18 protein-coding genes are annotated in these 19,942 nt (G+C 60.0%); 4 read left to right on the top strand and 14 right to left on the bottom strand.

Features of this window, described 5'->3' with window-relative positions; genetic code table 11:
- Positions 1–43: 43 nt before the first annotated feature.
- The 6 genes from EOB36_RS13755 to EOB36_RS13730 all read right to left on the bottom strand — a co-directional run bounded on the left by EOB36_RS13755 (position 44) and on the right by EOB36_RS13730 (position 7,124).
- Positions 44–340 (bottom strand): hypothetical protein, encoded by a 297-nt coding sequence (locus EOB36_RS13755; protein ID WP_128285045.1) that lies wholly within the window; start codon positions 338–340, stop codon positions 44–46.
- An 86-nt stretch (positions 341–426) separates the two neighbouring features.
- Positions 427–1,737, bottom strand: coding sequence for an HlyD family type I secretion periplasmic adaptor subunit (locus EOB36_RS13750; RefSeq protein WP_128285044.1), 1,311 nt, complete (start codon positions 1,735–1,737; stop codon positions 427–429).
- Entirely contained in the window at positions 1,737–3,482 is a 1,746-nt protein-coding gene (locus EOB36_RS13745) for a type I secretion system permease/ATPase (RefSeq protein ID WP_128285043.1), read from the bottom strand. The genes EOB36_RS13750 and EOB36_RS13745 overlap by 1 nt, the downstream gene beginning before the upstream one ends.
- Before the next feature lie 105 nt (positions 3,483–3,587).
- Positions 3,588–4,979, bottom strand: a complete 1,392-nt coding sequence (locus EOB36_RS13740; protein ID WP_128285042.1) for a family 16 glycosylhydrolase — start codon at positions 4,977–4,979, stop codon at positions 3,588–3,590.
- A 242-nt stretch (positions 4,980–5,221) separates the two neighbouring features.
- Complete coding sequence (locus tag EOB36_RS13735) at positions 5,222–6,571, bottom strand: SGNH/GDSL hydrolase family protein (RefSeq protein ID WP_245467790.1); 1,350 nt, start codon at positions 6,569–6,571, stop codon at positions 5,222–5,224.
- 259 nt (positions 6,572–6,830) lie between these two features.
- Complete coding sequence (locus EOB36_RS13730; RefSeq protein WP_128285041.1) at positions 6,831–7,124, bottom strand: hypothetical protein; 294 nt, start codon at positions 7,122–7,124, stop codon at positions 6,831–6,833.
- A gap of 214 nt (positions 7,125–7,338) precedes the next feature.
- Here EOB36_RS13730 and EOB36_RS13725 point away from each other — a divergent pair, with 214 nt between their 5' ends.
- Both EOB36_RS13725 and EOB36_RS13720 read left to right on the top strand, forming a co-directional pair.
- Positions 7,339–8,352, top strand: coding sequence for an alpha/beta hydrolase (locus EOB36_RS13725; RefSeq protein ID WP_128285040.1), 1,014 nt, complete (start codon positions 7,339–7,341; stop codon positions 8,350–8,352).
- A gap of 381 nt (positions 8,353–8,733) precedes the next feature.
- Entirely contained in the window at positions 8,734–9,408 is a 675-nt protein-coding gene (locus tag EOB36_RS13720; RefSeq protein ID WP_127288903.1) for a protein-L-isoaspartate(D-aspartate) O-methyltransferase, read from the top strand.
- Between the two features lie 235 nt (positions 9,409–9,643).
- Here EOB36_RS13720 and EOB36_RS13715 read toward each other — a convergent pair whose 3' ends face one another.
- Positions 9,644–10,270: a CDP-alcohol phosphatidyltransferase family protein gene (locus EOB36_RS13715; RefSeq protein WP_126103056.1), complete on the bottom strand. Its 627-nt coding sequence runs from the start codon at positions 10,268–10,270 to the stop codon at positions 9,644–9,646.
- A 348-nt stretch (positions 10,271–10,618) separates the two neighbouring features.
- On the opposite strand from EOB36_RS13715, the gene EOB36_RS13710 reads away from it, so the two are divergent.
- The gene (locus EOB36_RS13710; protein ID WP_164897519.1) at positions 10,619–11,092 is read left to right on the top strand and encodes a phosphatidylglycerophosphatase A; all 474 of its coding nucleotides are present in this window, start codon (positions 10,619–10,621) and stop codon (positions 11,090–11,092) included.
- A 161-nt stretch (positions 11,093–11,253) separates the two neighbouring features.
- On the opposite strand, the gene EOB36_RS13705 is transcribed toward EOB36_RS13710, so the two are convergent.
- The 7 genes from EOB36_RS13705 to EOB36_RS13675 all read right to left on the bottom strand — a co-directional run bounded on the left by EOB36_RS13705 (position 11,254) and on the right by EOB36_RS13675 (position 18,833).
- The gene (locus EOB36_RS13705) at positions 11,254–11,946 is read right to left on the bottom strand and encodes a class II aldolase/adducin family protein (protein WP_128285039.1); all 693 of its coding nucleotides are present in this window, start codon (positions 11,944–11,946) and stop codon (positions 11,254–11,256) included.
- Positions 11,943–13,397, bottom strand: coding sequence for an FGGY family carbohydrate kinase (locus EOB36_RS13700; RefSeq protein ID WP_128285038.1), 1,455 nt, complete (start codon positions 13,395–13,397; stop codon positions 11,943–11,945). Before EOB36_RS13700 ends, EOB36_RS13705 begins: the two co-directional genes overlap by 4 nt.
- A 4-nt stretch (positions 13,398–13,401) precedes the next feature.
- A complete protein-coding gene (locus tag EOB36_RS13695) occupies positions 13,402–14,250 on the bottom strand; it encodes a sugar phosphate isomerase/epimerase family protein (protein WP_127203999.1) in 849 nt (282 codons plus the stop codon).
- 5 nt (positions 14,251–14,255) lie between these two features.
- Positions 14,256–15,251, bottom strand: a complete 996-nt coding sequence (locus EOB36_RS13690) for an ABC transporter permease (protein WP_095486360.1) — start codon at positions 15,249–15,251, stop codon at positions 14,256–14,258.
- On the bottom strand, positions 15,248–16,249 hold the full coding sequence (locus EOB36_RS13685; protein WP_095486359.1) for an ABC transporter permease: 1,002 nt from the start codon (positions 16,247–16,249) through the stop codon (positions 15,248–15,250). Before EOB36_RS13685 ends, EOB36_RS13690 begins: the two co-directional genes overlap by 4 nt.
- Complete coding sequence (locus tag EOB36_RS13680) at positions 16,242–17,756, bottom strand: sugar ABC transporter ATP-binding protein (RefSeq protein ID WP_095486358.1); 1,515 nt, start codon at positions 17,754–17,756, stop codon at positions 16,242–16,244. The genes EOB36_RS13685 and EOB36_RS13680 overlap by 8 nt, the downstream gene beginning before the upstream one ends.
- A gap of 87 nt (positions 17,757–17,843) precedes the next feature.
- Complete coding sequence (locus EOB36_RS13675; protein ID WP_095486357.1) at positions 17,844–18,833, bottom strand: autoinducer 2 ABC transporter substrate-binding protein; 990 nt, start codon at positions 18,831–18,833, stop codon at positions 17,844–17,846.
- Positions 18,834–19,043: 210 nt separating this feature from the next.
- Between EOB36_RS13675 and EOB36_RS13670 the strand changes: the two genes are divergently transcribed.
- On the top strand, positions 19,044–19,942 hold an 899-nt coding region (locus tag EOB36_RS13670; RefSeq protein WP_128285037.1), incomplete at its 3' end, for a substrate-binding domain-containing protein.

Genomic DNA, 19,942 nt, shown 5'->3' with positions numbered 1-19,942 from the left:
CTTTGGCCATGGTGCAGCATCGCACTCGCTGGGCTCGCGATTTTCAGCTAGCCCCTCTTATGGGTGGCTTGTCCGGGTCGTTCCATTCCGCCTTGCGTGCCCGCGCTTCGTCGGCGATCAGCTTGAACTCCCGCATCATCGCGCTCTCAATGGCGAATGCACCGCTTGGCAAGGCGCCGGGATCTTCCTGATTATTCTGGAATTGAAAACGGGCCTCCAGTTCTGCCCATATTCGCTCGGAAGTGGCGTCGAGGCCGGCAAGCAGCGCGACGACTAGCGACAAAGTCTCCCGCTGGGCATTCAGCCGCCCCTCGATCTCTTCATTCGTCAACTCGGACATGTGGGATCGCTTCCAGTTTCAGGCGAAACGGCAAAATCGCGCCCTTGTTCCGGAATTTAGCTCGTCGGCTCGCCCAGAGACGCAGCCTACTCTTCCCTGAATGCCCGTTGGACTTGGTCCGCCAAAGGTTTCACGAGATAGGACAGCATGGTGCGGCTGCCGGTCGAAAAGAACACCTCGACGGGCATTCCAGGCGCCAAGGTCAGGCCCTTGAGCCTGGTAAGCTCTGTGCGCGGCAAAACAATGTGCACGGTGTAAAAGCCGGCGCCTGTTTTCTCATCGAAATTCAGGTCGGCGGAAATCTTGCCCACGACACCGTTCAGCTCCGGTGTTGTTTGCTGATTGAATGCCGACAGCCGCAAGGTCGCGCTTTGCCCTGGCGTCAATTGATCGATATCTTGGGGTGCCACGTGCGCCTCGACAGTCAGGTCGTCGGTCACCGGGACTATCAGCATGATGAGTTCTCCCGGAGAAATCACACCACCGACCGTGTGCACGCCGAGTTGATGAACGACGCCGGTCTGCGGACTGCGAACATCGATACGCTTGAGCTGATCTTCAGCCGAGACCTTGCGCTCGACGAATTCAGAGATCCTTGCCTGGACGTCACGCAGTTCGGTCGCCACCTCGCTGCGCAAATCCTGGTCGATCTGAATGATCTGCAAACGGATCTCCGACGTACGACCCTTCGATTGCGCTATGGCCGCAGTCAGTTGCCCGTGCTCACCTTTAAGCCGCACGGCATCGCGTTCAAGCGCAGTTATGCGATCAATTGAAACCAGCTTGCGTTGCCAAAGTCCGCGCATGCCTTCGAGCTCAAACCCGATCAACTTGATTTCCTGGCTCTTGGCATCTCTTTGCTCGGTCAGGCCGGAAACTTCTTCGGCAAGCTGTGCAATGCGCTCTTCCAACTGAGCCTTCTGACCGGCGCGTGCCTGTCGGCGAAATTTGAACAGTGATTGCTCGCCGGCCATCGCCTGACCAACCTCAGGGGCATCCTGCCGTGACACAAGCGAAGCTGGAAAGGTGATGCTTCCTTTGCCGTCGCGTTCGGCCTCAAGGCGAGCCAGTCGCGCTTCGAATTCGTCCAAGCTCTTGGTAACGATTGCCAAATTGGCCCGAGTGATCGTCTCATCGAGGCGGATCAAAACCTTGCCCGATTGCACGGCATCGCCTTCCCGGACGAAGATTTGACCGACCACGCCACCAGTTGGATGCTGGACTTTCTTGACGCTGGAATCGACGACCAATTTTCCCGAAGCGATAACGGCTCCGGAGAGCGTGGTGACCGCAGCCAAACTCCCCGCCCCGCCGACCAGCAGGATGCAGGTTGCGACACCGCCAAGCAGATAGCGTCGAATAGTGCGATCCGCCGCGAATATCGTGCGTTGCGCCATCAGGATGCCGTCTCTTCAAGCCCGGAAACGACCTTCAAGGGAACGCCTGCTGGGCGAGTTATCTTGTTCAAGATCTCATTCTTCGGGCCAAAGGCCACGATGCGGGCGTTCGCCATCACAAGAACCTGATCCAGGCTTGCCAGCGCGCTCGGCCGGTGTGCGACCACGATGGCAACGCCGCCTCGAGCGCGGACACTTTGAATTGCTTCCGTCAACGCGGCCTCGCCTTCCGCATCGAGGTTGGAGTTAGGCTCGTCGAGAATAACAAGAAACGGGTCACCGTAGAGAGCCCGTGCAAGCGCAATCCGCTGTCTCTGGCCAGCCGAAAGTGCCGACCCGGCTTCGCCGATCCGCGTCTCGTAGCCTTCCGGCAGGTGGATGACGAGATCATGGACACCAGCCGCGCGCGCAGCCGCCAGTATCTTGTCCGAGGGCGCTTGCGGTTCGAAGCGCGCGATATTCTCGGCAATGGTGCCGTCGAACAATTGCACATCCTGCGGCAGATAGCCGACATGGTTGCCCAGCTCTTCCGGCGACCACTGGTCGAGCGTTGCGCCATCCAACCTGACGGTTCCACGAACTGGGAGCCATATACCGGCAATAGCGCGCACGAGCGATGACTTGCCAGAAGCGCTCGGCCCGACAATGCCGAGGCCGACGCCCCTTTCCAATGCAAAGGTGGCGTCTTGCACGACCATACGGCGCTCTCCCGGCGGTGTGACACTGATATTTTCGACCGAAAGAGCAGATCTCGGTGCAGGCAGGGAGACACTTATCGCAGTTTCGGGAAGCAGGACCAAAAGCTGGGTCAACCGGGTCCATGCCTGGCGGGCGGTGACGAAACCCCTCCAGTGCGCGATAGCCAGTTCGATTGGTGCAAGCGCCCGGCTCATCATGATCGAACTGGCGATCATGATGCCGCCCGTCGCTTCCTGATGGATGACCAGATAAGCGCCTATGGCCAGGATACCCGATTGCAGCATCATGCGCAGGATCTTCGAGATCGTTCCGAGTGTCCCGGCAAGGTCACTCGCCGTTGCATTGGTGTCGAGATAGTCAGCATTGATCCCTGACCAGCGCTCGGCGATGCGTGATCCAAAGCCCATGGCCTGCAGAACCTCGACATTGCGACGTGTCGCTTCGGCAAGCGTATTGCGCGCTGCCGCTTGACTGTTTGCCTTTCTGGCGGGCTCTCTCGTGCGAATTTCGGCAAGCAATGTCAGGCTGAAGAGAATCACCACGCCGGCCAGCGCCGTCATGCCGATCCAGAAATGGAACAGGAAGCAAATTGCGAGGTAGAGCGGCATCCAGGGCAGGTCGAAAAGCGCGGTCGGACCGGCGCTCGACATAAACGATCGCACTTGGTCAAGATCGCGCAACGATTGGAGGCCGTCGCCTGCGAGCTTGGTGCGCAACGGCAAACGCATGAGAGCGGCATAGACCTGTCCGCTCAAGCGCGCATCCAGCGCCATTCCGATGCGCACCAGCAAACGCGACCGGATGAGTTCGAGAACGCCCTGAAAGACGAAAAGTGTGCCGGCAAACACGGCAAGCCCGACGAGCGTCGGCACGCTGCGGCCGGGTATGACGCGATCATAGACCTGCAGCATGAAAAACGAGCCGGTCAGCGCCAAGACATTGACGACGCCGCTCATCAAGGCAATTCCCGCCAACGCCCGCCGGAAGGAAGCCAGAACCGCTGCGAGGGTCGTTCGCGGCGGCTCGGATGGATGGGGATGCGACATCGCCTTCACATCAGTCCCAGTTCGGTCTCAGGCGGCAATGACCGCGCCCGAAATCAGGCCTGATGACGAACGTGTCCGTGCCGAGCCCACCGTGAGGTGTTACGCCTAGATAATCCAATCGTTCAACGCATAGGCATGGATGTAGTCGATCTGCATTTCTGCAGGCGTCGCAAGCCCGTCGGCAGGCGTTCCCGCGATGCCGCCAACCGCCAGATCGACCAGCATATACATCGGCTCGTGCATGTCGGCAGGCGTTGCGGCACGAGCAACTTCGACATCGTCGAAATACCAGACGAGTTCGTCTTCTGTCCACAGCACCCCGTATGTGTGGAACCCTTCGGTATCCGAGGCATAAGCCGTCGAGGTCACTGTCGTCTGAGTCCCCGTCTCGTTCGAGTGGCTTGTCAGAATGAGCTTGTTTGGATCCTGACCGACCATCTCCACGACGTCCAGTTCCGGTGGCCAGGAGCCGTCCGCCGGGAGAAGCCAGAAGGCCGGCCATACACCCTGTTTTTCGGGCATGTCGGCTCGAATTTCGAAATAGCCGTAGGTCTGCGCGAAGGATTCGTAGGTCGTCAGCAAACCTGACGTGTATTGGTAGTTGTTTATCTCGGGCCGGATCGCCGCAGGGGCCTTGGCGGCGGTAATCGTAAGAATACCGTCGTCAACGCTGAACGGGTTGACGGAACGCGTCGGGGCGTAGTTGGTATCGATATACCATTGAAGCTCTTTGTTGCTCGTGAGCGAGCTGCCGTTTGCGGCTCCCCACCAGAAATTCGAGTCCCAGGTGCCGCTCGAGCCATTCCACAGGTCCAGCGTGTCGAACTCGTCCGAAAAGGTGAGTTCCAGAGCCGACCTGTCCACGGCCATCTTGAACTGACTTGCGGTAAACTCGCCGATGGTCTTGTTGGCGAAGACGAGAAACTCGTTGTCGGACAGATTGAGTCGGACGTTCGCTCCCGACTGGACCATGTTGGCGCGCACCTCCTCGAAGGAGGTGAAGCCGTAGCTCCCGACACGGACGGTATCCTGAGCGCCAAAGTCCAGGATCAGATCACTGCCGTTGCCGGGGGTCACGATGAAAATGTCCGCCCCGGATCCGCCCTTGAGCACGTCATCGCCCTGTAAGCCGTCGAGCGTCTGTTGGCCGGAGCCGCCGGTAATGATGTTGTTCAGCTCGTTTCCGAAAGCATAGCGTTTGTCGCCCGTGACCGTCAGGTTCTCGAAATTCGCTGGGAGCTTATAGCTCATCCAGGTCGAGATGGTGTCGACACCCTCGCCGGGCCGCTCGACCGCTTTGTTTTTCGAGGAATACAGATAATAGATGTCATCGCCCTTGCCGCCATACATCGTGACGGTGACACTGCCGTCCCCATATATCGAGTCGTTGGACGTGCTGCCATAAAGTGTTGGGCCGGAATTCGTCGCTGAATACCACTTTACGGAGGACCCGCTATAGGGAAGTGGAACGCCCTTGGCGTTCAGTACCGTGGCCATCCCGGTCTTTTCTCCTTTTGTCTCGCCCCGATGTCAGCCCTAACACCTATCGCGGGCAAAAGGAGCCAATACCTTTTGGCTTTCGACTTAGGAGAGTTACCAAACGCTTAACACGTCGTGGGACCTGTGTGGGAAATCCGGATCCCAGTCCCAAGCACCAGGTTGCAATTCTCGGTCTCGACATCCGGGGGAACCGACCTTGCCGCGCAATACCTGAGCAGCGCGGCAAGGTCAGCAGTGACCTATTTAGCTGAACCCAACAGGACGTCGAGATCGACCGCGTCTGCCATCGCCTTGTATCCCGCGTCGTTGGGATGAAGATTATCGCCGCAGTCGTAGTCGTCGCGCAGATACCCCGGTTTGGCCGGGTCTTCCATCACCTTGTCGAAGTCGATCACGCCATCGAAGCCGCCACCGGTGCGTATCCATTCGTTCACAGCGACGCGTATCTTTTCCTTCTCGGGTGTGTAGTAACCCTCGGTGGGAAGTCCTTTGAAGGTGTCGGCGAAGGGGGTCAACGTTGCGCCTACAATGCGTATGCCGTGGGCATGCGCGCGGTCGGTGAGCTGTTTGTATCCGGTGATGATGTCTTCGGCGGTCGGTTCCTTGTCGTCCGGCGTGATTGCATTTTCGCCGGGCCAGCCGATATCGTTGATGCCCATCATTACGACGACGGTCGAGACTTTTGGATGGCTCAGGATATCAGAATCGAAACGCGCCAGCGCATTGACACCCATACCGTCGGTCAACACGCGATTGCCCGAAAAAGCTTCGTTAATCACCGCGACCTTGTGGGCGGTTTCCTGCAATCGCTTGGCGATATGGTCTGGCCAGCGGTTATTGGCGTCGGGGGTCGAACAATTCCCATCCGTGATGGAATCCCCGAAAAACACGATCGCCTGGGATTCCGGCGCGGCGTCAACCCATATATCGCTCAGAAAAAGGCGTGATTTGAGTGTGCTGTCAGCCTTGAACGCCGCGTCGTTTGTGAAATTCCCCGGGCCGGAAATGTAGGCGGTTTGCACACCATCCCAATGCACCGACGAGAGCGCCGTCTTCTTCGGCAGGAAGATGCTGACCGAGATTTCGGAAAGCGCTTCTGCCTGGAGGTCGACGGGGTCGCTGAGGATCGGGGCTCCCGGCGGAACGACCACAGAACTCTTGCCGCCCCAGGTCAGGGGCTTCAAGGTCGCCTGATCGACGTCGCCGTTCTTGCCTGCTATTCCGACGCTGCCGGCCCCGATAGTCAGCGGCCTAGCGCCGAAAGCATTCGATAGGACGACCCGGACGGAATTGCCGCCAACGCTGATGCGGGCAACTTGGCGGACGGTCTGATTCTCCAATACCTCCGGCACTCCAAAAGGCGCAGGAAGATCATCCAACCAGCGCGGAGCAGGTGTGGCAGCCCAAGTGGTGATCCAGGCTCCCGTTTCGGCGCTTTGTGCCCCGAAACCAACCGTCGCGGAACCGGCCGCCACAGCTGCACATATCAGGATAGTCTGACGCAGACGCCGTTTCCTCCCTGCTGCGGGAGAAAGCACCGATGAAACCTTACCTGCAAAATTGAAACACCTATTGAGCCGCATTTTCATCTCCTCCTCGAGACATGCTGGTAATGCCGCCGCCGGCCTAATTATGACGGGCTTCAGAGGAAATGAAATTGAACTTCCGTTGCGATCTTGGACCAGCGCCAGGAGCAAGATGTCCGACTGTGGCAGAGGGATGCCGCCCGCCTGTTTCCGGCGAGCGGCGGACTGAGCAGGCCGTTCGATCGTGACCGCGGCACTATATCAAAGTCATCGCTGCGGTTCGAGTGAAGCCCCCAGAACCAGACTTGGCGTGCGGAAGGCGTCAGCTTTGCCCCAAAAGTGCACGCGCTAACTCTTGCCATTCCTCATCAAGCGTCAAGGTCGACGGCGCGGCGCCGCAGCGACGATACCAATATTCCGCATTCGATTGATCGCCTTCCTTGCGATGGAGGTAGGCATGCACGCGCATACCCGCGGTATCGTCGCGCGCCTGCGCGCACTCGTGCGCCTTATCCCAATCGCCCTTTGCATCCCACCACAGCGCCTGCAGGGTGGGGCTCAAGCCGGCGGGCGGCTGTGATTGCGCAATCGAATCTCTGAAGCCTTGCAGATCCATCTTGCTACCGACGTGATGTATATGGGCGGCGCCGATAGTGTAGCCCCGGATTCTCCAACAGTGAAGTCGCACCGTGCACAGCAGAGAGGCGGTCCTTTTTGTGCGTGCCACGATCAACCGATCGTTATCTCCGTGCCGACATGGTGATGAGGCCTGTCACAAGCCGCTCGTATTGATGGCCATAATTCCTGCCGAAACTACAGAGAGGACTTTCATGCGCATTGGAGCCAGCGCCGCCATCTTCATCACCATAACGACATCGGCTCTCGCCCAGGACCCCGGCGCGACCGCCTCCGGTGCCGTCTATGGCCCTCGACTGGAGGGCTTCAGCTATGCCCATCCGGTCAAGATCCACAGCTTCACGTCGCAGCGCCAGCCCATCGAAATGGCTTATCTCGATGTTCCGGCGCGCGGGAAGGCGAACGGCAAGACCGTCGTGCTATTGCACGGTAAGAATTTCTGCGCTGGCACCTGGGAGGCGACCATCGACGTGCTGACGACAGCGGGGTACCGCGTCATTGCGCCGGATCAGGTCGGCTTCTGCAAGTCCACCAAGCCGCAGAAATATCAATTCTCGTTTCAGCAACTGACCAATAACACCGCTGAGCTCATCGAATCCCTCGATGTATCCGACGTCATCCTTGTCGGCCATTCCATGGGCGGCATGCTGGCAGCACGCTACGCTCTGCAGTTTCCTCAAACCGTGGAGCGCCTGGTGCTGGTGAATCCGATCGGTCTCGAGGACTGGCAGGCGAAAGGTGTTCCCTATGCCACCCTCGACACGGCATACGCCAGCGAACTGAAAACCAGCTTCGCCAGCATCAAGGCCTACCAGCAGCGCGTCTATTACAATGGCGACTGGAAGCCGGAATACGACCGTTGGGTGAGCATGCTGGCTGGCATGTACGCTGGCGAGGGCAAGGAGATAGTGGCGTGGAATCAGGCCCAAACCTCGGACATGATCTTCACCCAACCTGTCATCCATGAGTTTGGCAATATCTCCGTACCGACAACGCTGATCATCGGAGGCAAGGATCGCACCGCCCCGGGCAGCAATCGCGCCAGCGCGGAGGTCGCGAAGACGCTCGGCCAATATCCAAAACTCGGACGCGCTGCAGCCGCGGCCATTCCAAACGCGACGCTCGTCGAGTTCCCAGAGCTTGGACATTCACCACAGATAGAGGCACCCGGCGAGTTCCACTCAGCACTCGTGGAAGCGATAAAGTAGCGGCATCCCCGGGGCTTTGGCTCGACGTTGTGGGAACGCCCGTCGTGGCATTCCGCTGCCCGAAGCCATGCAGCAGTCGCAGCATCGCTCGGTGAAACCGGCGTCCACTACTACAACGACGACGTCCCGATCGAGATCGCCGGCTGCCCACGCATGCGGCAATTCAGCCGTTCGTCGTTCGATCACCGCGAGCTAGGACATACCGTTATGGTGACATGGCACCGGATCTCCAGGGCTGCCGCCGGTATATACCAGACGCAACGCTAAAATTGCCTCCGGTCGCGGTGGCCACCCGCAACTGGAAACCATGACGGGCATTGCTGTGACGAACAGGATATAAGCCTATTTGGCAGCAAGCTGGTTGAGGAAAGCCCCACCGTCATGAAGCCAATGAACGAACAACATCTCGCAGTTTTACGCCGACACATGGTTGAGATGATTGCGATCCATACCGACCTTGCAAGCGACGAACTCGGCAAGGCGGCGCTCGATGAACGGGTGATGGCAGCGATGCAGCGTGTGCCGCGCCATCTCTTCGTGCCAAGCTCAGTCGCTGCTTATGCTTATCAGGACATGCCACTGCCGATCGGCTTCGACAAAACCGTCTCGCAGCCGTTCATCGTCGCTCTCATGACCGATCTCCTTGCTCTTCAACCGCACGAGGCGGTGCTCGAGATCGGCACTGGCCTGGGCTACCAAACCGCAATCCTCGCGGAACTCGCCGGGCACGTTTGGAGCGTCGAAATCATTGAGGAGTTCGCGAGCCATGCCGAGGCTCTCCTGCAGGGCCTCGGTCTATCCAATATCAGCATTCGTGTCGGAGACGGGTCTCGCGGCTGGCCCGAGCACGCCCCGTTCGACAAGATCCTAGTCACCGTGGCGGCTGGGCGGGTGCCGTCGGCTTTGCTTGAGCAGCTCAAGCCGGGGGGCCGCTTGGTTATGCCTATGGGACCCGAACAAGGGCAGTTGCTGACGGTCATCGACAAGGGTTCGGTAGGGCAACTGAAGACCCGCAAACTCATCCCAGTTCGGTTCAGCCGGCTCGAAACGGTCTAACGAGGGTGCGGATATCGGGCCACAGGGGTCAGCAATTTCGCTATGCCAGAGGACGCAGGTCGCGCGTGGATCGTTTTTAACCCGACTGCGCCCGTGCCAGCGCCTCACGTTTTCCAACGGCCAAACCGTTGTCATGACCACCTTTTCTGGGTCAGGGCGCGGGAGCAGGTCGACCGGACGGGTCCCCCCAGGTGAGGCGGCCGTTATCGATGCTTGCGTTATGGATTTCACCGTCTCACGGCTGCTTCGCGTCCGCTCGTTTGAGCATCGCAAATGCGCGATTGGTCCGTTGCAGCGCTGTGGCGTTTGCCAGCAGCGCGTAAAACGCGAACCCGCCCGTGAGAATCCAGGGCGAAGTGGCGCCCATGGCGATCGCGATTCCGTCGGCGACCAATAGCACGCAAATGAACACCAGACGTTCCATCCGTTCGAAGAAATCCGGCCACGCCTGATTTTCTATGGGAATTTCGATCGCCGTCCGCGCCTTGGCGTAGCTGGTGAGGATTCCGCCGGCGAACGCGATCATTGCGATCGCCCACAGATCGGCGACCCAGCCTATTGCCGCAAACACGGCAAGTTCCTGATATCGGTCGGCCATCGCGTCGAAATAGCCACCGGCCTTGGTGCTCATATGTCTCCGACGGGCAACCGCGCCGTCCAGCGCGTCGAAGGTAAACGCCAACGCGAGGCAAAGGCCAAAGGCAAGGGTTGACTGGTGGTACACATAGGCGGCGCACGACAAGGCGACGAGCACCAGCCCGCCTGATGTAACCTGGTTCGGGGTCATGCCGATCCCGATCAGCGGGGAAGCGGCGTGCTCCCATAGCGGGTCGATGCGACGTTTCATGAGACCGGCGATCATGATGACTTGGCTCCTCTGATGATGTCGTTCCGCGAAGCTTAACCGGCAAATTGTGGGTTCGTTCCAGCCCGTCGGCGCCGATCGAGGTGGTCAGCGCGGTCGAAACCGGATCAGGCTCTTCCCCGGCTCAAGTCTTTGGCGAATGCGCCCATGGATTAAGGCAGTCAGAGAACTGTCAAGCCGACGGCGAAAGCTCCGGTCGCTGCGATAACCTCCGATGTTGTTTCGAAGTTTCTGCAATGCCCCTTGTGTCCGCCGTCGCAAATCGACCGGCGGTCTAGCGGCAGTAACCCGAAAGATGTGATTATAATGCCTATTTACAATTCACGGGGAAGCGCCCGAAACTGGATGCGTAAATTTCTGCCTAAGTTCGCTTACCTGCTTGCGACCTCGGCCGGCGCAGGATTATCTCCGTTATGGCCGGGCACGGGCGGCGCGGCAGTTGGAGTGGTTCTTGCCGCGGTGCTAATACCTGCATCGCCTTGGCTGGTCGTGGTTGCCTACATGGCCGTATTCGCCGTGGGAGTATGGGCGTCGTCGCATGTCGTCTCCCATACCGGAACGGAGGATCCGCAGATCGTCGTCATTGACGAGACCTTCGGTACCGCCGCAACACTTTCCATGCTGCCGCTCGACCCGGTCTGGTGGGCAGCAGGTTTCCTTGCTTTCCGGTTTTTCGATGTCGTCAAACCCTGGCCCATCCGCGTCATGCATGACAAGGTAAGGGGTGGTCTCGGCATCATGCTGGACGACGCGGCTGCGGCTGTGTTCGCCGGGGCGTCCCTGCTCTTGCTGAACGATTTGATTCAACGTTTGTCATAAGGGCGACATTTCAGTCTTCACCTGCCACAGTCGAGCTCAAGGCGGCGAATGGGATAAAGCGAGACGATCGGCAGGCGATCCCTCAGCCCTCGCACAGCCGCCGCCAGTCCGCTGCCCACGCGGCTCAGGCATCTCTCCGCTAAAAATCTGCCAAAGCCGTGCTAGACCGCAGCATCGCGCGGCCGCGCCAGATCGTTCGTTCCCTCCGGATCCGGCGCTTGGCCATAGCTCATCTTCTTCATCTGCTCGATCACCCGCGCCATCTCCTCGTCGGAAAGGACAGGCGGCTCGCCAAGGGTAAGCGCCTGGACATACATGCGCGACAGGGTTTCGACCTCGTTCGCCAGCCACAACGCAGCTTCCATGGTCTTGCCGAGCGAAATCTGACCGTGCTGGCCGAGCAGGCAGGCGCGGCGATCCTTGAGTGCAACCAAGGCATTGTCGGACAAGGCCTGCGTGCCAAAGGTTGCGTAGCCCGCGCAGCGAATGGTCGTACCGCCCGCCACTCCTGTCATATAGTGGAAGCTCGGGATCGTCTTATGATGGCAGGCCAGCGTCGTAGCATAGAGCGAGTGGCAATGCAGCACGACGTTGATCTCCTGCCGCTCCCTCAAGATGTCACGGTGGAAGCGCCACTCCGAGGAGGGTCGTCGGCCGACATAGGTGCCATCAAAGCCCATCTCGACGATGTCTTCGGGCGTCATCGTTTCGTAGGGTAGCGATGAGGGCGTGATCAGGAAACCGTCGCTGGAGCGCACCGACAGGTTGCCGGCATTGCCCTGGTTGATACCGCTGGAGTTCATCCGGCGGCAAACATCCACCATCTCGCGGCGCAGAGCGCTGTCATCAGTCATCGGTCAGTCCTTCTGTCTTGTCTCGGAAGAATGTGTCTGTTTGCCAGTTCGCGCCACCGCTGCGCATAGGCCGCGAGCGCCGCACGATCGCCGGCAAAGGCGGCCGGCAGGCTGAGCGCGATCGGAGCCGGCGTGTCACGAGCTTCATGTTCGCCAAGTAATGCCGCACCCGAAGCGGTGCCGTAGGAGTCGAGGTTGTAAACCGTTTCGGCGTTTGGCCGCAGCGCGGCAACCAGCATGGCGTAGAGCGGGTCCCGCAGGAAGGTGCCATCCAATGCAACCAACCCGTTTTCCTTCAGCGCATCGATACATTCCGCTGTCAGCAGCGCGGCATAGAGCACCGCGAGCGCCTTGCGCTCCTCAGGGGTTTCTGCAGGCGGCCCTTCAAACCGGCCGCGCCCAGCGCTGCCGGGAAACAGTCCGTCATCGTCGCCGAACGACGGCAATGCGAAGGTGCCGCGCCCAATCAACGAACTGACCAGCGCGGCGTCGGCCGCATTTCCTTCTTGGCCCTGCCCTGCCACATGACTGAACTCTCGTCCGCCCATGGTCAAAACACCGCCAACCGGGCGTCCTGTCACGTCGCTGTTTAGCACCATTCCGCGATTTTCATCCAGTTGGTCGAGAGGTGTCGCGGCGCACATTCCGACAATCCAGGTTCCGGTGGAGATCACGCATACATCGCGCATGCCTGCCGCCTGATAGCGGTAGAGGTTCAGGCTGCTGTCGTGGCCGCCGGTCAGAACAGACAGCTTTTCCGATATGCCGTGCCGGCGCGCTAGATCCTGCCGGATTGGCCCCAACGTCTCCCATGCCGGATGGAATGGTGGCATGAGGCGCTTCCAGCCCTGCCCCGCCACAATGGGCGACCACTCCTTGCGCACGTTGTTCCATAGATGTGATTGCGCCGAAAGAACCGTCGTTTCGGCCGATGGCACGCCTGACAGCCGCCAGGCCCAATATTGGGGCAAGCCCAGATACCAACGAGCTTGAGCGACGCGCTCCGGATCAACCTGCTGCATCCAATACAGCTGGCGCGCCTGGTGGGCGGCCTTCAGCATCATCGAGCTGCCGCGATCGAAGAAATCGCCCGAAAGCGGCGCGTAGCCATCGCGAATTGCAGGCGGCAGGTCCTGCTCGTAGTCAATCATCGGCAGGGCGGAAGTGTCGTCGGGATCTGCGTTCACCAGAACCCCCGCGGAGCCATGTCCGGTGCCGACCATTTTTTCCAACGGATGACGACGGCACAAACTGGCGAGCGAGCCGAACAGCCAGTCGCTAATGCCATTGAGATCGTGGTGCCGCCAAGGTGGACCGGGCCGCACTTCGTTGCGGACGCAGAGGCTCTCCGCGAGCATGCCGTCGAATGTCATCGCGGAGAGCTTTATATTGGTCTTGCCGACATCGAGGACGGCGATCCTTGCGCCGTCCACCTTCTGCGCGTCACCCATCGTTTCAGATCAGACCGTATTGGCGAGCCTTGTTGCGCAGGAACGGCAAGCCATTGCCCATCACTTCGGCCTCGTCCTTCGCGACTGGCCGCCAGACTGAGAGACCGTAGGAGACTTCCGGCGGCATGTTGATGAAGCTTTCCATGGCAAGTCCGCCCTTGAAGCCGATCGCCGCCAGCGTCGCGTAGATCTCGTCCCAGGGGCAGTTGCCGGTGCCTGGTGTGCCGCGATCGCTCTCAGACAAGTGGATGTACTTCAGATAGTCGCGTGCGGCCAGAATGCCATTGGCGGCCCCCTTCTCCTCGATGTTCATGTGGTAGGTGTCGAGATGAACAAAGATGTTGTCGGCCCCGACCTTCTCGACCATCCAGACGGCCTGCGCGCCGGTGTTGATCAAATGGTTCTCGTAGCGGTTCACCGCCTCGATTCCGAGCTCTATGCCGCGCTTTTTGGCGTGCTTGGCGGCGACGGTCAGCACATGCGCAATATTGTCGTATTCCTTCTCGGTCGGTGGCAGGCCGGTGCGTTCGCCGATACCGCCGAAAATCACGCCGGAAAGCGCCAGCGCGCCCATCTCGGCGGTCTTGTCGATCGCCACTTCGAGATGTTCGATGGCAGCATCCGGCCGCACCGAGGCCCAGGCGCGCTCCGGCAGGCCAAGCGAGCAAACGGCAGGAAGATTGTGCTGTTCGAGCAAGGCGCGCGTATGCGCGGCATCGACCGCCGGCGCGTTCAGAAGCGCGATCTCGATAAAGTCCATCCCGTATTTGACGGAAGCCGCGATCGCCTTCTCCGCGCCGGCCCGGTCCCAATTCATCGTCCACATCGAGGTGTGGACCCCAAAACCATGCATCTAACTCACCCTCTGTTTGTGTTTAGGAATTTGAGACGCCCGGCAAGCCAGCGCAGGATCATAACCGTGATCATCAAAATGCCCCAGACCGCCGTCGCAAGATGCTGGTTTGCGCCCATCAGATTGAGCCCCGAGGACAGAAGCTGGAGCACGACCAGCGCAACGAAGACCGGGATCACCCGACCGAAGCCGCCGAACGGATTGACCCCGCCAAGAAAGCAGGCAAGCACGGTGATCAGCAAGTAAGACTCGCCGTGGCCGACACGCACCGAATTGAAGCGCGCCAGCATGATGATACCGGCGACCGCGCACATCGCGCCGGACAGTGTGTAGACGAGAACCTGTACCTTGCGCGTATTGATACCGGAATAGCGCGTGGCTTCGATGTTGGAGCCGATCATGTAGGTGTTGAAGCCTAGCTTCATGCGTGTCAGCAGGATGTGCCAGATCAGCACGCTAGCGATGAAGATGAGCAACGGCACCGGAATGCCAAAAATCGAACTATAGCCGATCCGCGCCAGGAACCCGGGAATGCCGGACACGTCGCCGCCCCGCGTCAGGAATTCGCCGAGACCGCGCAGGAAGATCATCATCGACAGCGAGACCAGGATCGGGTGAGCCTTGGTGTAGGCGATGACGAGCCCCATGATCAGCCCACTCAGTGCTCCGACCGCGACGGCAAGGACCGAGCCAAGGACAAAGGCGCCGATGCCCGCGTCGACGCCTCCCTGGCTTTGCAGTACCCAAGCCAGCGTCAGGCCGGCCATGTTGGCCGTGAAGGTGATGGCCAGGTTCAGGCCGCCGGTCAGGATCGGCAGCAGCATAGCGAGTGTGAGGAGGCCGAGCTCCGGCAGCTGGAAGGCGACGGATCCAAAGGTGGCGCGGGAAAGGAAGTTCGGCGCGGCAATGCCGAACACGACCATGACCACCGCGAACGCGGCAAGCGGACCTGCCAGTTCGGGCCCAAGCGCATTGCGGGCGCGGTCAATCAAAACCGTCATGAAGGCACCCGTCGGCTTTTCAGGAACGGCAGCAGGCGTTCGATGCTGGTGTTCGACAGGGTGATGGCGGCAAGAATGATGGCGCCGACGATCATCTTGAACGCGAAAGGCGACACACCCATCAAATTGAGTCCGTTCTGGGTGATCGAGACCAACAGAACGCCCAGAATGCAGCCAAGCACGCTGCCTTTGCCGCCGCCGAGCCGCGCACCGCCAAGGACTGCCGCTGCCAAGACGTCGAGTTCGCGCCCATAAAGGGCGTTCGGCACGACTTCCTGCGCGTAATGCCCTTGGACGAGACCGGCGATGCCCGCCATCATGCCAAGCCAGCCGAAGGCGATAAATTGCATGGCACCGATATTGATGCCGAAGCGGCGCGCGCCCTCCGGATTGTCGCCAAATGCGTAGAGCTGGCGACCAGTGGTGGTGCGCGTGATCAACGCCCAGGTAGCGAACACGCATATGGCCATAATGAGCACAGGTAGGGTGATCTCCGCCCAGGTCCCGTCAGCCATCTCTCGCTCGAACAGCACGACGCGGGTGGTGAGCCAGTCCGGCAGATTGTAGATCGACACGCCACCTGTGAAGAACATCAGCAAGCCGAAGAAAATGTTGAAGGTCGAAATCGTGGCGACGATCGAGATGATCCTGAACCCGTGGATCAAGAAGGCATTGATGCAGCCCAACGCGACGCCCAAAGCGCCAGCGATGATGAGGCCGACAATCCAATTCCCGCCGCCGACCCAACCGAGGACAGTCGCCGTCAGATATTGCACAACGGAGGCAGCAACCGCGAAGGAGATGTCAATGCCGCCGGCAATCAGCACAACGAGCAGGCCGACAGCGAAGATGATGTTAACCGAGCTGGTGTTGAGAAGGTCAAACGCGTTGCCGAGGGTGAAGAACCGGTCTGTCGCAAACGAGAGGAAGACGCAGATGACTGCGATCACGGCGAGCAGAGCCAGTTCCGTTGCGTGGGAGCGGACAAACCTACGCATAGACCGCCTCCTCGATCGCCTGGAGGGTCGTAGCGCACGGTGCATATTCGCCGACAATGCGCCCCTGAGCCATGTGCAGCACACGGTCCGCGTTGAAATAGACTTCAGGGACCTCATCCGAGATCAGGATAATAGCCAGGCCGCTGTCCGCCAGCTTGGAAACGATGTCGAAAATGCCGGCGCGCGCGCCGACATCGACGCCGACTGTCGGTGCGTCGAGGATAAGCAGTTTCGGATCGGTCGCCAGCCATTTTGCGATGGCGACACGTTGCTGATTTCCCCCAGACAGGGTCGAGATCGCGTCGTCCTGCTTTCCGATCTTGACGCCGAGATCCCTTATCCAGCGATTGACCAGAGATCGCTTGCGATCGCTCGAAATGAAACCGCGCGAAAGGATCTTGTCTAGCGACGCGACCACCATGTTATCGGCGATTGCCTGGGGCTGAATGAGACCGAGCGACAGCCGGTCTTCCGAAAGATAGGCGACGCCGGCGGCGATCGCGTCACGGTTGGAACCGAAGCGAACGGGGTTGCCATCCAGGACGACAGAGCCCGACTTCGGCTTGCGCATGCCAAACAGCGTCAGCGCGAGCTCGGTGCGCCCTGCCCCGAGAAGCCCGGTGATGCCGAGTGTCTCGCCGCGCCGAACCGTCAAGGATACATCCTGGAATTCACCGGGCCGCGACAGCCCCTTAACCTCAAGCATGACCGGGCTCGTGCCCAAATCCCGATGCAGGGCGGAATAGCCGAAGGTCTTGCCTGTCATCAGCTCGGTGATGCGCGATTGGGTCAGGCCTTTGGTTGGATAGACGCCAACGAGCGCGCCGTCGCGCAGCACGGTCACGCGGCTGGAGATTTCAAGAACCTCCGCCAAGCGATGGCTGACGAACACAACGGCGACGCCCGACGCCGACAGATTGCGCACGATATCCAGCAGATAGTCGGTTTCGGATTGAGTGAGCGACGCCGTCGGCTCGTCCATGAAGACGAGCTTCGCCTGGCCGACGAGGGCGCGTGCGATTGCTACGATCTGCCGCTGTGCGATGGGAAAATGGTGAAGTGCGAGATCGACATCGAGGGTAACACCAAGACGTTGCAAGGCATTGGTCGCGACACGGCGCATCTCGGCATAATTCACCAGCCGCGGCCAGCGGGCGATGACCGTCTGGAACGCGATGTTCTCGGCGACAGTCATCTCGGGAAACAGGGCGAGGTCCTGCCAGATGACCTGAATCCCGCCCGCCTGCGCCGTTACCGGCGACATGTGGGAGTAGCTCTGGCCGTCATAGTCGATCACGGCGCCCGCCTCGGGCCTGTACACGCCTGTAATGACCTTGATCAGCGTGCTCTTGCCGGAGCCGTTCTCGCCGGCCAGGCAATGCACCTCGCCCGGCAGCACCTCAAAGCTGACATTCTTCAGCGCCTTCACGCCGCCGAACGTCATGTTGACGTTGCGGAGCGACAGCAGCGGCCGTGATGCGGCGCCATCGAGTGCCTGATCAGCCATCGAGTTGAAACCCTGGATCCAATCGCATTTGCAATCCTGCAGCCGGGCGGCTCGAGGCCAGCCCGGCTGCCATAGCCTCGGGAGGCTTTACAGGCCCATCGCCGCGAGATCGTCGACAGTATCCTTGTTGATGGGGACCAGCTGATCAACGATGATGTTACGGTTTTCGAAGTCGGGCTTAACTGTCCCTAGCCCTTCGATCGTATCACCATCCTTGATCTCGTTGCCCTTCATGAGATGGTCGGCCAGCGTGACGAAAACCTCGCCCGCCTGCTTCGGATTCCACATGAAGCCGCCGGAGATCGCGTCGCTTTTGATGAGCTTCTGGCCCTGGCCTGGCGAGAAGGGGCCGAGCACGAATATTTCGCCCACCTTCCGGCGCTCTTCGATTGCGCGGCCAGCGCCTATCGGTCCTTGGCTGCCGAAGGCGAGAAAGCCCTTCAAGCCGGGATTGGCGGAGATCAAGTCAAGTGCAGTGCTGCGGCTCTTGTCCACATCCTCGGCGACGCCATAACGTTCGCCGACAAGTTTCATGTCGGGATTGTTCTTCTTCAGATACTCGATTGCCGCATCGGCCCAGGCATTGTGCAGCGGCACCGTCAGCGAGCCGACGAACACTGCATACTCACCCTTGCCGCCCATCTTCTCCGCCAGGAGCTTGGCATGAGCTTCGCCGAAGCCGGTGGCAGACGCGAGTTCGAAGTCCCAGTCGGCGCCCTTCTGGCCAGGCGATTCATGCGTGATGACGATGATGCCGGCGTCCTTGGCCTTCTGCAGCACTGGTTCAAGCACTTTTGCATCATTCGGCACGACGCCGATGACTTTGACGCCCTGAGCGATCAGATCCTCGATTGCGCGAACTTGCAGTGCCGGATCAGCGCTGGTCGGGCCGACCATGAATGCGTCGATCCCGAGCTTCTGGCCGCGTTCCTTGATACCCGCCTCCATTGCGTTGAACCACGGAATGCCGCCGATCTTGACGACGACGCCGACCTTGCCGGCCTGCTGTGCCATCGCAGCGAATGAACCGCCAAGCATAAGGGTCGCGGCAAGCGCCGCGATCATGAGCTTTTTCATCTGTACTCCTCCCATAACGTTCCTAGTGGAAACACACTCGAGCCGTCGAACGACGGCGGCCGTTAGAAACCTCCCCGAAAAGACGGGACACTCCCCCATCGATCATGCAGCGGTTTTCGCTTGCACAATCGATGGTGCAGAAACTATTGTGCATCGAGAAGCTCTCGTCAAGCGGGATGTTGCTCTAAAAAGACGCGCCGGAGGCGCCAGATGGATCAGCGGGTCAAGAAGAAGGCGACGATCTATGATCTGTCCGTGCTATCGGGTAGTTCGCCGTCGACCGTGAGTGCCGTGCTGAACGGCACTTGGCGCAAGCGCCGTATCAAGGAAAGTACGGCGGAAACAATTCTCGGCCTCGCCGAACGCCACCAGTACACCACCAATCTGCAGGCGCGGGGTTTGCGACGCTCGCGATCGGGCCTGGTCGGCCTTATGCTGCCCGTCCACGACAATCGCTACTTCTCCTCCATGGCGCAGACGTTTGAGGGGCATGTGCGTAGCCGCGGTCAATGCCCGGTGGTGGTCAGCGCCAGTCGCGACCCGGAAGAGGAACGGCGGACCGCGGAGACGCTGATCTCTTATTCAATCGACCAACTCTTCATCGTCGGCGCCACCGATCCGGACGGCGTGCATGAGGTCTGCGAACCGGCGGGGCTGAAGCATATCAACATCGACCTGCCGGGAGCGAAGGCGCACTCGGTGATCAGCGACAATTATGAGGGCGCGCGGATGCTGACGGAAGCAATCATCCGCCACTTCGGCAATGACGCTCCCCTACGGCCGGACGAGCTGTTTCTGTTTGGCGGCCGCAACGACCACGCCAGCCGCGAACGCATCGCCGCATTCCATGCGACCAAGAAGGCACTGCTGGGCGCCGACCCTGAAGACGGTGTGCAGTCCTCCGGGTATTCGCCTGATATAACTTTGCGCGCCTTCGAGACGTTTTACCAACGCCATGGCAAGCTGCCGCGCGCGCTATTCATCAATTCGTCGATTAATATGGAAGGTCTGCTGCGTTTCATGGCGGGCCGGCCAGCGGAAATGTTTAGCGAGCTCGTCGTCGGTTGCTACGACTATGACCCATTCGGCTCATTCCTGCCCTTCCCTGT

This window comes from Mesorhizobium sp. M6A.T.Cr.TU.017.01.1.1 (assembly GCF_004023115.1).
Lineage (GTDB): Bacteria > Pseudomonadota > Alphaproteobacteria > Rhizobiales > Rhizobiaceae > Mesorhizobium > Mesorhizobium mediterraneum.
This window is presented reverse-complemented; position numbering and strand designations above follow the sequence as displayed.

Excerpts from the sequence above, each read along its gene's own strand:
- EOB36_RS13680 (WP_095486358.1), bottom strand. The coding sequence starts at position 17,756 with ATGGCTGATCAGGCACTCGATGGCGCCGCATCACGGCCGCTGCTGTCG.
- EOB36_RS13720 (WP_127288903.1), top strand. The coding sequence starts at position 8,734 with ATGAAGCCAATGAACGAACAACATCTCGCAGTTTTACGCCGACACATG.
- EOB36_RS13700 (WP_128285038.1), bottom strand. The coding sequence starts at position 13,397 with ATGGGTGACGCGCAGAAGGTGGACGGCGCAAGGATCGCCGTCCTCGAT.
- EOB36_RS13695 (WP_127203999.1), bottom strand. The coding sequence starts at position 14,250 with ATGCATGGTTTTGGGGTCCACACCTCGATGTGGACGATGAATTGGGAC.
- EOB36_RS13710 (WP_164897519.1), top strand. The coding sequence starts at position 10,619 with ATGCGTAAATTTCTGCCTAAGTTCGCTTACCTGCTTGCGACCTCGGCC.
- EOB36_RS13715 (WP_126103056.1), bottom strand. The coding sequence starts at position 10,270 with ATGATCGCCGGTCTCATGAAACGTCGCATCGACCCGCTATGGGAGCAC.
- EOB36_RS13745 (WP_128285043.1), bottom strand. The coding sequence starts at position 3,482 with ATGTCGCATCCCCATCCATCCGAGCCGCCGCGAACGACCCTCGCAGCG.
- EOB36_RS13750 (WP_128285044.1), bottom strand. The coding sequence starts at position 1,737 with ATGGCGCAACGCACGATATTCGCGGCGGATCGCACTATTCGACGCTAT.
- EOB36_RS13705 (WP_128285039.1), bottom strand. The coding sequence starts at position 11,946 with ATGACTGATGACAGCGCTCTGCGCCGCGAGATGGTGGATGTTTGCCGC.
- EOB36_RS13755 (WP_128285045.1), bottom strand. The coding sequence starts at position 340 with ATGTCCGAGTTGACGAATGAAGAGATCGAGGGGCGGCTGAATGCCCAG.
- EOB36_RS13685 (WP_095486359.1), bottom strand. The coding sequence starts at position 16,249 with ATGCGTAGGTTTGTCCGCTCCCACGCAACGGAACTGGCTCTGCTCGCC.
- EOB36_RS13730 (WP_128285041.1), bottom strand. The coding sequence starts at position 7,124 with ATGGATCTGCAAGGCTTCAGAGATTCGATTGCGCAATCACAGCCGCCC.
- EOB36_RS13690 (WP_095486360.1), bottom strand. The coding sequence starts at position 15,251 with ATGACGGTTTTGATTGACCGCGCCCGCAATGCGCTTGGGCCCGAACTG.
- EOB36_RS13725 (WP_128285040.1), top strand. The coding sequence starts at position 7,339 with ATGCGCATTGGAGCCAGCGCCGCCATCTTCATCACCATAACGACATCG.
- EOB36_RS13675 (WP_095486357.1), bottom strand. The coding sequence starts at position 18,833 with ATGAAAAAGCTCATGATCGCGGCGCTTGCCGCGACCCTTATGCTTGGC.
- EOB36_RS13740 (WP_128285042.1), bottom strand. The coding sequence starts at position 4,979 with ATGGCCACGGTACTGAACGCCAAGGGCGTTCCACTTCCCTATAGCGGG.
- EOB36_RS13735 (WP_245467790.1), bottom strand. The coding sequence starts at position 6,571 with ATGAAAATGCGGCTCAATAGGTGTTTCAATTTTGCAGGTAAGGTTTCA.